7 protein-coding genes are annotated in these 12,519 nt (G+C 73.5%); 3 read left to right on the forward strand and 4 right to left on the reverse strand.

What is annotated here, in order from left to right; all coding sequences use genetic code 11:
- Nucleotides 1-189 precede the first annotated feature (189 nt).
- Complete coding sequence (locus ACIP4P_RS06700; protein ID WP_400915462.1) at nt 190-1,557, forward strand: FAD-dependent oxidoreductase; 1,368 nt, start codon at nt 190-192, stop codon at nt 1,555-1,557.
- Nucleotides 1,558-1,632: 75 nt separating this feature from the next.
- Nucleotides 1,633-2,886, forward strand: a complete 1,254-nt coding sequence (locus ACIP4P_RS06705; protein ID WP_400915463.1) for a phenylacetate--CoA ligase family protein — start codon at nt 1,633-1,635, stop codon at nt 2,884-2,886.
- A gap of 94 nt (nt 2,887-2,980) precedes the next feature.
- Here ACIP4P_RS06705 and ACIP4P_RS06710 read toward each other — a convergent pair whose 3' ends face one another.
- The 3 genes from ACIP4P_RS06710 to ACIP4P_RS06720 are packed head-to-tail and all read right to left on the reverse strand — an operon-like array spanning nt 2,981 to nt 7,730.
- Nucleotides 2,981-5,482, reverse strand: a complete 2,502-nt coding sequence (locus ACIP4P_RS06710; RefSeq protein ID WP_400915464.1) for an acyl-CoA reductase — start codon at nt 5,480-5,482, stop codon at nt 2,981-2,983.
- On the reverse strand, nt 5,479-6,654 hold the full coding sequence (locus ACIP4P_RS06715) for an acyl-protein synthase (RefSeq protein ID WP_400915466.1): 1,176 nt from the start codon (nt 6,652-6,654) through the stop codon (nt 5,479-5,481). The genes ACIP4P_RS06710 and ACIP4P_RS06715 overlap by 4 nt, the downstream gene beginning before the upstream one ends.
- Nucleotides 6,651-7,730, reverse strand: coding sequence for a GNAT family N-acetyltransferase (locus ACIP4P_RS06720; protein ID WP_350517932.1), 1,080 nt, complete (start codon nt 7,728-7,730; stop codon nt 6,651-6,653). Before ACIP4P_RS06720 ends, ACIP4P_RS06715 begins: the two co-directional genes overlap by 4 nt.
- A 611-nt stretch (nt 7,731-8,341) precedes the next feature.
- Here ACIP4P_RS06720 and ACIP4P_RS06725 point away from each other — a divergent pair.
- A complete protein-coding gene (locus ACIP4P_RS06725) occupies nt 8,342-11,452 on the forward strand; it encodes an amino acid adenylation domain-containing protein (RefSeq protein ID WP_400915467.1) in 3,111 nt (1,036 codons plus the stop codon).
- 56 nt (nt 11,453-11,508) lie between these two features.
- On the opposite strand, the gene ACIP4P_RS06730 is transcribed toward ACIP4P_RS06725, so the two are convergent.
- Nucleotides 11,509-12,462: an NADP-dependent oxidoreductase gene (locus tag ACIP4P_RS06730; protein ID WP_400916391.1), complete on the reverse strand. Its 954-nt coding sequence runs from the start codon at nt 12,460-12,462 to the stop codon at nt 11,509-11,511.
- Between the last annotated feature and the right edge of the window lie 57 nt (nt 12,463-12,519).

A 12,519-nucleotide genomic window follows, 5' to 3' on the forward strand; every position in this document is an offset into this window, starting at 1 on the left:
CTTCGTACGCCGCCCTCGCCCGCGGCCACCACGTCGGCCGCGGCCCCCACGGACGGAGACGGTCGTCGGCGGGCGGCTGCGGGCCGGGCGGCGATGGGCCGTTCGGTCGAACCGCAGCGCCCGGCGGGTGGGGGCGGGGCCGCATAGTGGGCGGTGAAGGGGGCTGCCCGTGGGTGGAGGTGGTGGTCGATGGCCGGTGACCGTCACGGGCACGCCGTCGTGGTGGGCGGAGGAGTCGGCGGGCTGGTCGCCGCCCGTGTCCTGGCCGACCACTTCGACCGGGTGACCGTCCTGGAACAGGACACCCTCACGGCGGACACCGGCTACCGCAAGGGCGTACCGCAGGCACGCCATACCCATGCGCTGCTGGCCCGGGGCGGTCACGTCATGGAGCAGCTCTTCCCGGGGCTTCGCGAGGAACTGGCCGCGCAGGGTGCGCCCGTGTTCGACCTGGGCGAGTCGGCGCGCTTCCGGTTCCCCTCCGGCTGGGCCCCCCGCACGCACATCGGCGTTCTCGTCCAGAACGCCACCCGGCCCGCGTTGGAGGGCTGTCTGCGGCGAAGGGTGCTGGCGCTGGAACCGGTGTCGATCCGATCGGGATGGCGGGTCCAGGACCTTGGCTGGGACCCCGCTCACCGCCGCGTCACAGGGGTTCTGGCCGCTCCGACGAGCGAGGCTCCGGGGGCCGGGCTCCGGCCGGTCGCGGCGGACCTGGTCGTGCACGCCGCGGGCCGCGACTCCCACCTGGCGGACTGGCTGCACCGCGCCGGGTACCCCGCCCCGGCCTCCCGGACCGTCCGGTCCAGCACGACCTACGCGTCCCGGCTGTTCAAGGCCCCACCCGGCGTCATGAACGGCTACCACGTCGTGGGCGGGACGCCGCACGCCCCGGACGTGCGCCGGGCGGGCGGCGTCCAGGCCGTGGAAGGCGGGATGGTCATCGTCACGCTGCTCGGTGCCGGGGGCGAGGTGCCGCCCGGGGACGAGCGGGGCTTCCTCGCCTACGCCCGCTCGCTGCCGCATCCCGACATCGCCGAGATCATCACCGCCGGCACTCCGGTCGGTCCCGTCTACCGCGCCCTGCGGCTGGACAACCGCTGGGTGCTGTACCACCGCATGCCGCGCTGGCCGGAGCGCCTGCTGGTCCTCGGGGACGCGGTCTGCTCCTTCAATCCGGTGTACGGCCAGGGCATGACGGTGGCGGCCCTTGAGGCCGAGCTGCTCGGCCGGTTGCTGAGGCGGGCGGACCGCGTCCGCGACCTGGCCGGGATCGCCCCGCGGTTCCAGCGCCGGCTTGCCCGCGCCCTCGCCGTGCCCTGGGCCGTGGCGACCAGTACCGACCTCGGCTGGGCCCCGGGCGGGTCCTCGCCCAGGGCCCGCCTCACCCGCTGGTACGGGGACCAGCTGATCGCCCTCATCCCCGACAGCCCCCGCGTCTACCGGAGCGTGTACCAGGTGGCGCAGATGGTCAGATCCCCCGTGGCGCTCCTGCACCCCGCCGTCCTGGGGAGCGTCGCGCGACACGCCGTCCGGCCCCGTCGCCGGCGCGGACCGTAGGCCCCCGACCGGTGGTCCCGGCCTGCGGCGAGGTGGATACGATCAGCGGGTAATCACACCGCAGGTTTGGATGACATGACTCACCCTCAACTGGCCGATCTCCTGGCCCATGTACGCGAGCACTCGCCCTTCTACCGCGACCTCTACGCCGGACTGCCCGACGACGTCGCCGACCTGTCAGCGCTGCCGCTGATCGACCACAGCGCCTACTGGGGCGCCCACGGCATCGAGAGCAGCGATCTGCTCACCGGCCCGCACCAGGACGGCATCGTCTTCAAGACCGGCGGCACCACCGGCGCACCGCGCGTCTCGGTCTACACCCGCGACGAGTGGCATGCGATGGCCCGGCGCTTCGCCGACGGGCTGCCCGCCGCCGGGGTGCGCGCGGGCGACCGGGTGGCCAATCTGTTCTACGCCGGGGAGCTGTACTCCAGCTTCGTCTTCACCCTCAACGCCTTCCAGGAGTCGCCCGTCCCGGTGGTGCAGCTGCCGATCGGCGGCGCGGCGCCGTTGGACTTCACCGTCGAGACCCTGCGCGACTTCCGCGCCACGGTCATCTCCGCGCCGCCGACCTCGCTGTGCCGGCTGGCCCGCCGGGTGGCCGAGACGGTGGGGACGCTGCCGCAGGTCCGGCTGGCGCTGTTCGCCGGGGAGGCCTTCTACGGCGACCAGTTGGCGCTGATGGCCACCGCCTTCCCGAACGCGCTGGTCCGCTCGATCGGCTACGCCAGCGTGGACGCGGGCATCCTGGCCGGGCCGGTGGCGGACGAGCCGGACACCCGGGTGCACGAGGTGTTCACCGCCGACAAGGTGATCGAGCTGCTCGACCCGGAGACCGGCGAGCCGATCACCGAGGAGGGCCGTGCGGGCCGGGTCGTCGCCACCGACCTGGTGCGTCGCCTGATGCCGGTGATCCGCTACCCGGTCGGCGACATCGCCGAGTGGGTCGACTACCCGCGACGCCGCTTCCGGCTGCTCGGCCGTTCCGAGGAGGGGGCCCGGGTCGGTGTGGTCACCGTCTACCTGGAGGACCTGCGGGCCATGGCCGCCCGGGCCGACCGGCGGGGTGCGGTCGGCGACCTCCAGGTCGTGCTCCGGCACCGCGAGGCCAAGGACGAACTGCTCCTGCGCCTGGCCGGCCCGGCCCGGTCGGCCGACTTCGAGCGGGAGTTGCTCGCCGTGCTGGACGAGGCCCGGCCGATGTTCGGCGCGGAGGTCCGGCAGGGGAACATCCACCCGCTCGCCTTCGAGTGGGTCGGCCCGGACGGACTGGACGTCAACCCGCGGACGGGCAAGCTGATCCGGCTCGTCGACCAGCGCGCCAACTGACGTCCCGGCTGCCGGAAAGCCGGCAGGGGCGTGGGAAACCGAAACCCACGCCCCTGCCGGACCGCCAGAGAACCTCAGAGAACGTCAGAAGACGTCAGCTGTTGCGGGACCGCCGGTCCACGACGGCCAGCAGCTTCCCGCTCGCCGCCGTCTGCGCGAAGTCCGCGGCCGGTACCCGCTCCACGCGCAGCTCCACCAGCCGGTCCAGCTCCACCGCCGCCGCGAGGTCCGGGTACCCGTCCAGGAACTCCCGGGTGCCCGGCGCGTCCTGCGGCCGGCCCTCCAGCCGGACGGTCAGGCTCTCGTTGGCGTCGTCGTCCTCGTCCAGCAGGATCTGCAGCGCGCCGTGGTGGTCCAGCCGCTCCTCCGCGACCTCCACGAACCGCCGGTAGTTGAGGAAGTAGCTGCCGCTGCGGAAGATGTCGCCGAAGCGCCCCAGCAGTTCGAAGCGCGGGGTGCGCCGACCGCACGGGCAGTCCTCGGTCAGCCAGCGCCCGAGGTCGCCGATCTCGTACCGGTCCAGCCGCTGTCCGCGCCGGGTGTGCGCGGTGAACACCAGCCGCCCGGCCTCACCCGCCGGCGCGGGCCGGTCCGCCTCGCGGTCGAGGATCTCCAGCGTGTGCAGCCCGCTGAACAGGTGGTACACCCGGTCCGGGGCGTGCGGGCACTGGTAGCCGAGCGGGCCGGCGTCCACGCTGCCGTACGCGCCGGCGCGGACCAGCTCGACCCCGAACTCCTCGCGCAGCCACTCGCGCTGGCGGGCCGGGAAGTGCTCGCCGCCGTAGAACAGCTTGCGCACACCGCGGTACTCGCGCAGCAGGTCCGCGCCCTCGGTGAAGACCCGCAGCAGGTAACTCGGCATGCCGAACAGGGTGTTGACCTGGTGGTCGACCACCGACCGGGCGACCGCCGCGTGGTCGTCCTGCGCCATCATCGGGTACTGGACCGCCCCGAGCGTCTCCAGCACCGAGTAGAAGCTGGAGAACCCGCCGTACAGCTGCCCGCCGAAGAAGAGGTTCATCGACCGGTCGGTCCGCGGGTCGAACCCGGCCGCGAGCAGGCCCTCCGCGCCGGAGCGCATGTGCTCGTGGTAGTCGTCCCAGCTGAACGCGGAGAGCTTGGGGGCGCCGGAGCTGCCGCCGCTGCGGAAGAAGACCTCCGCACGGCTGAGGTCGGTCTGCAGCCGCTCGAACTCGGTCTTGACGGTCACCGCGACCGCCGGGGGCGCGAGTTCACGCGCACCGACCAGGTCGTCCAGGCAGGCGTCGCCGCTGAACCGTCCGTCCAGCTGGACGTCCACCCGGCGGCTGTAGCGCTGCAGCGCGTACACGCCGTCGTGCGGCTCGCCGTCGTAGCTGCCGAGCATTCCGCCGGGCACCGTCACCCGCAGGACTCCCGCCGCCAGCACGGCACCGGCCAGCTCCGCGGTGTCGGTGCGGCTCGCACCGATCCCGGCGGTCTGCAGGTAGCGGCGCATCGGGCGCAGCACCTCGGCGATCCGCTTGCGCGGCAGCGGCTTGACCCAGACCGTGCGGTGCAGCGGCGAGGCGCGCAGCGCGCTGCGGGTGTCGGCGAGCACGTGCCAGCTCGCGTCGGGGGCGGCGTGCACCTTGGTGAGCCCGAGGTGCTCCTCCAGCCGGGCCACCAGGACGGTGTTGGTGATCTCGGCGCTCTCCAGCGGGTCCCGGTCGTGCGGTGCGGGTGCGCGGGCGGCGAGCACGGCGGCGAACCGCTCGGCGAAGGCGAAGAGCTCGTCCTCGTCCTCGGTGTCCAGGTACACCACCTGCGGGCTGGCGCAGGCCTGCTGTTCGAGCCGGCAGATGTCGTCGGCGATGCCGTCCAGCGTCTCGGGGGCGGACCAGGCGTCGGCCGTCAGATAGGCGAAGGAGAGCTTCGGACCCCAGTCGACCAGTCGGCAGCCGGCGGGTATCAGCGCGGAGATCGAGGCGATCGCCTCCTCGCCGCCCCACGCGGCGACGGCGTCGGCGGCCGCGCACAGCCGCTGGAGCCAGTCGGTGCGCGAGGAGGGGAAGCCGAGCACCACGATCTGCCGGGCGATCGCCCCGGTCTCTTCGAACTCGGCCACGGCGGCGAGCAGTTCGTGGGTGAACCGCTCCCGGCCGCTGGTCTTGACGATGTTGAGGTTGCCCGCGAGCAGGCCCTCGATCACGGTGAAGGCCCCGGCGGCGGGTGCGTTGCCCGGTGCGATGTGCACCAGCAGGCCGACCGGCAGCCAGCCCTCGAAGATCTCCCGGCGGAAGTCGAAGCGCGCCAGCCGCCCGGGGTCGGAGCCGCCGAGCTCGCGGGTCAGCTTGGCCTCCAGCGCCTCCCGGGACAGGGCCTCGATCAGGTCGCGCATCGTCCGCGAGGTCTCGTCCTCGGGCACGCCCGCCTCGCGCAGCAGACCCGCCAGCCGGACGGAGTGCTCGCTCGCCGGGTCGGCCAGCGCGACGGCCAGGCGGTCGCAGGCGGCGAGCACGGTGATCGGGCTGAGCCGCTCGGCCAGTGCGCCGGCGGCGTACTCGTCGAGGCGCTCCAGGCGGGCCGCCGCCTCCGCGTCGTCCACCCACGCGCCCTGCCAGTAGTGCTGAGTCACTTCTTCCCCTCGGTCTTGAGCAGTTCGGCGGCGGCGACGGCGCAGCTGCGGTTGCGGCTGAGCCCGGCCCGCCCGAGCACCTCGAACCAGGGCGTGGCCAGGCCGCAGCCGCACTCCTCCGGCGCGTGCTGGGTGACCAGGTCGCCCATCAGCACGGACTGGGCCGGCACCGAGGTGATGTACGGCGAGATGAACTGGGGGTAGCCGCTCTCGCCGTACGGCAGCGGCTGAAGCGTGCGCACGTCGCGGACCAGCAGACGGGCCCAGACCGGGACGTGCAGACGGTGGTTGGGGCACTCCATGTGCAGGACGGAGTGCTCCACCGCGCCGTAGCCGTCACGGATCCGCTCGTCCGGGATGCCGAGCTGCTCGTGGATGCGCCGGTACAGCTCCGGCTTGGCGACCTGCTTGTCCGCTTCGCCCTTCCAGCCGCCGCCGAAGGCCACCAGCGACTCCGGGTTCAACTGGATCGGCGGCAGGCCGAGTTCGCGCATCCGGTCCAGCGTGAAGGAGAGGAAGGCGGGGAAGCCGAGGATCCGGACCGGCGCACCCTCCTCGGCGAAGCGGATCAGCGCGCGGACGCAGCCGAACGGGTCGAACTCGTGGCCGCTGCCGGTGTGCTTGAGCGCGTACTCGACCGAGCGGACGGGGGCGAAGTGGCACAGGTACTCGTCGGTGAACGAGGTGCCGAGGTTCAGGCCCGGCCGGGGCTGGTAGTTGGAGAGCAGGTAGTTGACCGGCTCGTCGTCCTCGGACGTGATCCAGCCGTAGTGGTCGAAGACCCGGGCGACCATCCGCTGGCCGTTGCGCAGGGTGAAGTCGTCGAAGGCCATCTGCGACTTCTGGCCGGTCGTGCCGGAGGAGGTCAGGGTCAGCAGCGTGTCCTCGCGCGGCAGCGACAGCACCTCGTGCAGCTTGAAGAAGTTGGCGTGCACGAACGGGAGCCGGTGGAGGTCCTCGACGGACTCCAGGGTGTGCCCCTCGGCCGCCCACAGCCGGCCGAAGTAGGGCGAGCGCTCGGCGTGCCAGGCGTTGATCTCGTTCATCGCCGCCGTGAACAGGGCGTCCACGTCGTCCCCGACCCGGTACGGCTCGGCCAGGTCGGCCAACTGCTGCACGTGGGCGAGTGCTTCGGGGTCCGGTACCGAGACCGGTTGGAGGTACTTGTTCATTGGAATATCCCGTGGGTGTCGAGGTGCTGCTGCTTCCACAGCTCGATGTACTGCTCGGTGAACGGCTGGAACGCGGCGTCGATGGCCAGGCCCCGGAAGTCCAGCGGCTGCAGGATCCGGGCCAGCACCACGTAGTCGCGGAAGCCCTCGCCCTCCCGGCGCATCGCCGGGTAGGCCGCCACCGGCAGGAAGCCGTGCCCGAGCAGCCGGCGCAGCGAGTGGTAGCTGTCCAGCGGCACCAGGGCCTCGATGTACCGGGCGCCGTGCGCGGCCAGCCGGTCGGTGACGGTGTCGAGCTCCTCGCCGATCTCCGCGAGCTCGATGCCGATCAGCGTGCAGTACCCGTCGGCGGGGCTGAGGTGCGCGTACACCTCGTAGGCGCCGTCGGCGGCGGAGAGCATGACGTTCGGCTCGTGGAACGGGTAGAAGGACTCCCCCAGCCCGCCGAACCGGCGGCTCACGAAGGCCGGCGCGTCGATGAACTCCAGCTCCCGGACGACGCTCCCGCCCTTGCGCGGCCTGGGCAGCGGCTCGTCCACGAGCTCCGGTGGCTGCGCGGGCCCCGGCACGTCCGCCAGCGCCCGGACCAGCCCGCCGAGCGCGGCCGGGACCTTGTGCACCGGAAGGCGCCGCTCCAGCACGCCCGCGCGGTGCTTGGCCAGCAGCACCATGGTCTCGTGCCAGGCGGCCTTGCGCAGGTTCGGCAGCACGCCGAGCGCGCGGAAGCCGGACTTCAGGCAGATGCGCTGCGGGGCGGTGGTGTCGGTCCGGGCGGTCGCGTACACGGAGTCGACCGGGTGGTCGCCGGTCAGCAGTTGGTCGGCGAGCTGCTGCACGGCGAGGTTGGCCGCGCCGAGCCCGCGGGCGTCGGGATGGATCACCAGACCCTGCAGCTTGCCGATCCGCGCGGTCGGGTCGACCGTGCCGAGGATGGACCCGAACAGCCGGTCGCCGCCGGGCTCCCGGGCCACCAGCCAGGTGGTGTCCGGGGCCGTGATCTCACGGGCCATCACCTCGGGGTCGGTGCCGAGCGGCAGCGCGTAGCTCCGCCCATACACCTGGCGATAGAGCGTCAAGAGACCGTCCACGTCATCAAGACGGGCCGGTATGAATTCGAGGGCCAAGTCGCCTCTCCCAAAAGGCGGCGCGAACACGGTTCATCGCGCGCGCACCACGAAAGAAACTTAAGTCGCAAGTAGGCGTGCCCGGTCGGAGCAGCCACGTTGCCGCTCCACCACAGTAACGCCACGCATCGGCGCACCAGGCCGCCATGGTGCTAAAAGGCCGTCAGAAGGCGCGGATGCGACGAGAATCACAGGCCCCCGAAATATGGTTGAAATTGAACCGATGAACTTCCGCTGAACGTTGTCCGGTCATTCGTCGACCGATCGTCACGGATTGGCCCAGCTGTTGTGGGCCGCCCGGTGATGCTTCTCGACGACCTGCGCGCGCCGGGCGCGGGGACCGTGTGCGCACGGGCTCTTGCCGTGCTGCGGGTGCTCCCGTGCGCGGGGAGGGTGGCGCCCCTCGGCGGTGTGCGGCGGGAGAGGGTCGGCCGTGTCGGGCGTCGGGCCCGGCGCCGGGCCGGTCCCGGGTCCGGGGGTCCGGGTCCGGTTCGGTGGTGTTGTGGTGTTTCGGTGCTGTAGGGAGTGCTGTGTCCGGATCATCGTTGTGGAGCCGGCCGCTCGTGGAGCTGTTCGACGAGCAGGCCCGGCGGCGTCCGGGGAACGTGGCGATCGACGCCGAGGGGCGGCGGCTGACCTATGCCGAGCTCGCCGGTGGCGCGCAGCGGTGTGCGCGCGGTCTGCGGCGGCGGGGGGTGGTGCCCGGGGCGGTGGTCGGCGTGGCCGGCCCGCGCGGCGCGGACGCCGTTCTGGCGATCCTGGGGGTGGTCCACGCGGGGGCGACGTACCTGCCGGTGGACGGGGTGCTCCCGCCGGCCCGGGTGCGGGCGATGCTGCGGCTCGCCGGGGCGGGGCTGGTCGTCCGGCTGCCCGGTGCCGACGTGCCGGTGGACGGCGGGGCCGACGTCGTGGACCTCGCGGACGTCCTGGCGGACGGCGGCGCCGGCTCCGGGGAGCCGGAGCTGCCGGAGCTGCCGGGTGCGGGCGACGCCGCGGCGACGCCCGCCTACGTGATGTTCACCTCAGGGTCGACCGGGGAGCCGAAGGCGATTCCCGCACCCCAGCGGGGAGTCGCGCGGATCGCGCTGGACAACGGGTTCATGGACGTACGGCCCGACGACCGGGTCCTGCACGCCGCGTCGCTGTCGTTCGACGCGTCCACCCTGGAGATCTGGGCGACGCTGCTCAACGGCGCGTGCCTGGTGCCGGTCGAGCAGCAGGTCCTGCTGGCCCCCCACGAGCTGCACCGACGCATCGAGCGCGAGCGCGTGAGCGTCATGTGGCTGACCGCGAGCATCTTCCACCACGTCGCGAGGGAGCGTCCGCAGACCTTCACCGGCCTGCGGTACGTCCTGGCCGGCGGGGAGACGATGCGCCCCGACGCGGCACGGCGCGTGCTGGCACACGGGCGGCCGCTGCACCTGCTCAACTGCTACGGCCCCACCGAGACCACGGTCTTCAGCCTCACCCACGAGATCCGGGACCTCGACCCGCGGGCCACCACCGTGCCGATCGGCCGCCCCGTCGCCGACACCGTCTGCCATGTGCTCCGCGAGGACGGCACGCCCGCCGGGCCGGGTGAGGAGGGCGAACTCTACGTCGGGGGCGGCGGCGTCGCCCCCGGCTACCTGGGCAACCCGCGGGAGAGCGCCGAACGCTTCCGCGTCGCCGTGGACGGCGGGGCCGACGGGGAGGGTAGCGACGGCGGGCGCCAACTCCTGTACCGCACCGGCGACTTCGTGCGCTGCAGACCCGACGGGCTGTTCGAGTTCCGCGGGCGGCGCGACGACCAGGTCAAGGTGCGCGGCTTCCGGATCGAGCCGGAGGAGATCCGCGCGGCCCTGGTCGACCACCCCGGCGTCGCCGACGCCGTCGTGCTGGCCCACGAGGACGACACCAGCAGGTACCTGGCCGCCCACGCGGCCGGCCGGGACCCGGACGCGCCGCCCACCGAGGCGCAGCTGCGAGCGCACCTGGCCGAGCGGCTTCCCGCCTACATGGTCCCGGCCGTGATCACCGTGCTGGACCGGCTCCCGCTCCTGGCCAGCGGCAAGGTCGACCGTGCCGCTCTCCTCGCCGCGCGGCCCCGGCCGGACACGCCGACCGCGCCGATCGCGCCGGACACCCCGGATACGCCGGACACCACGGACATACCGAACTCACCGGACACCCCGGACGACGGCGCCCGGCCGCAATCGACCCGCCAGGCGGTGGCCCAGGCATGGGCCGCCGCACTGCCCGGAACGGCCGCGGGCGCCGGGAGCTTCACCGACTGCGGCGGCAGCTCGCTCCATGCGGCCCAGCTGGTCATCCGCCTGCAGCGCCGCCTGCGGATCGGCAGCGCACACGGCTACCGGCTGGTCACGGCCCTGCTCGCCGAGCCGACGATGGCCGCGTTCACCGCCGCGGTCGAGCGCATAGTCGCCGGGCCGGCGCAGACCGCCGCGACCGCCGACAGGTGGCGCAGGGACCTGGCCTGGGACGCGCCACCCGTCCTCGCCGAACCTCCCGTCCCGCGCTGGCGGGCCCCGCGCAGCATCCTGCTCACCGGCGGCACCGGATTCCTGGGCGCACGCCTGCTCGACGAGCTGCTGACCAGGACCGACGCCGACGTCCACGTCCTGGTCCGTGCGCGCGACACCGGCCACGCCCGCGATCGCCTCGCCCGGGTACGGGCCCGCTACGCCATCGCCGGCGCCCTGCCCGACGACCGCGTCCACCCCCTGCCGGGAGACCTGGCCCTCCCCCGCCTCGGCCTCGCCGACGCCGACTGGGAGCACCAGGCCGCCACCGCCGACGCCGTCCACCACTGCGGCGCCCACGTCAACTTCCTCTACCCCTACGAGCAGCTGCGCGCGCCGAACGTCGACGGCACCCGCGAGATCATCGCCCTCGCGGCGCGCCGCGCGATCCCGGTGCACTACGTCTCCACCGTGGGCGTGGCCGGGGGCATCGACGCCCTGGGGGTGCGCCACCTCGGCGAGGACACCCCGGTCGACCACGTCGAGCTGCTGTCGACGGGGTACTGGGAGAGCAAGTGGGTCGCCGAGCAGCTGATCCGCGACGCCGCGGCCCGGGGGCTTCCGGCCGCGATCTACCGCCCGTACGACATCTGCGGGGACACCGTCACCCACACCTGGGACCCCGCCGCGGCGATCTCCCAGTTCTTCAGGATCATCGTCGAACTGGGCCTGGCCCCCGACTCGAACCCGCCGCTGAACCTCGTACCGTCCGACTTCGTCGCCCGGGCCGTCGCCCACCTGAGCCTCACCCAGCCCGCCCGCGGCCGGACCTTCCACGTCGTCAACCCCCGCGCGGGCCTGCTCGACGCCCTCCTGGACCGGCTCCGCGCCCACGGCTACCCGGTGCGCGCCGTCCCCTACCGCGAGTGGTCCCGGACGATGGCCCGGCACCTGGCCGACCATCCCGACCACCCGTTCGGCCCGTTCGAGCCGCTGTTCACCAATCCGGCCGCGACCCGCGACATCACGGTGGCCGAGCTGTCCGCGCACTTCCCCCGGATGGACCACAGCAGGACCGACGCCGGCCTGGCCGGGTCGGGGATCAGCTGCCCGCCCGTCGACCGGGTCCTCCTGGACAACATGATCCACTCCTTCCGCCGCACCGGGTACTTCCCTGCGCCGGCCGCCCCCGGCCCGACGGCCCCGCAGTAGGCCCGCGCGCCCGCCGCCCCGACGATCGCTTGAGGCGGCGGGCGGTGGGGCGGCCGTCAGTCGGTGCCGCCGGCGGGCAGGAGCAGGAGCTTCCCGTGGGCGTGCCCGGTCAGGCTGATCTCAAGGGCCTTGCGCCAGTCCGCGAGGGGGAAGGTTCCGGCGACCGGCACGGAGAACCTGCCCTCCGCGGCCAGCTGTACGAACTCGGGGAAGGCGCCGAAGAGTTCGTTGTCGGTCCGCTTCGCGGGGTCTTCGTGAAAGGTGTCGCGCACCCCGAGTTCCGGCGCTGCGGCCAGGTCGGAGCAGGTCAGCACACGCCGGGGATCGCCACCGACGACCTGCACGAGTTCGGGCAGGGCGCCGCTCGGCGGCGCGGTGTCGAAGGCGAGGTCGACCCGGCCGACGCCGAGGGCCTCGACCCGTTCGGTCAGGCCTTCGCCGTAGCCGACCACCGCGGCCCCCAGGTCGCGCAACCGCTCGGCGTGGGTCTGTCCGGCGGTCGCGATCACCCGCGCCCCGCGGACGAGGGCGATCTGCACGGCCGCGTAGCCGATGGTGGTTCCGGCGCCGTTGACCAGGACCGTGCGGTCCGCGATCGAGCCGAGTCGCGCGAGGTGCCAGGATGCGGTGCTCAGCGCCATCGGGAGCGCGGCGGCCCGGGTGAGGTCCAGGCCCTCGGGCACCGCGAACCAGTGGTCCAGCACGGCGCGGTCCGCCGCGCCGGCGCTCGGCTGGCGGGCGAAGTCCGCGGTGCCGAACACCCGGTCGCCGACGGCCACGTCCGTGACGCCCGCGCCGACGGCCTCGACGATGCCCGAGACGTCGCAGCCGATGCCGCGCGGCAGGGTCCCGGGGAAGAGCCCGCGGCACAGCGCCCAGTCGGCCGGGGCCAGTCCGCACGCGTGCACGGCGACCCGGATGCGGCCGGGCCCCGGTTCGGGCACGGGAGCGGTCTCCAGGCGCAGGACGTCGGCGGGCTCGCCGTTCTCGTGGAAACGCACCGTGCGCATGGTGCCCGGCGCGGAAGCGGGTTCGGACATGAGGTCCCCTCCAAGGTTAAGCGGAAC

It is taken from the genome of Kitasatospora sp. NPDC089509 (genome assembly GCF_044749365.1).
Taxonomy (GTDB): domain Bacteria; phylum Actinomycetota; class Actinomycetes; order Streptomycetales; family Streptomycetaceae; genus Kitasatospora.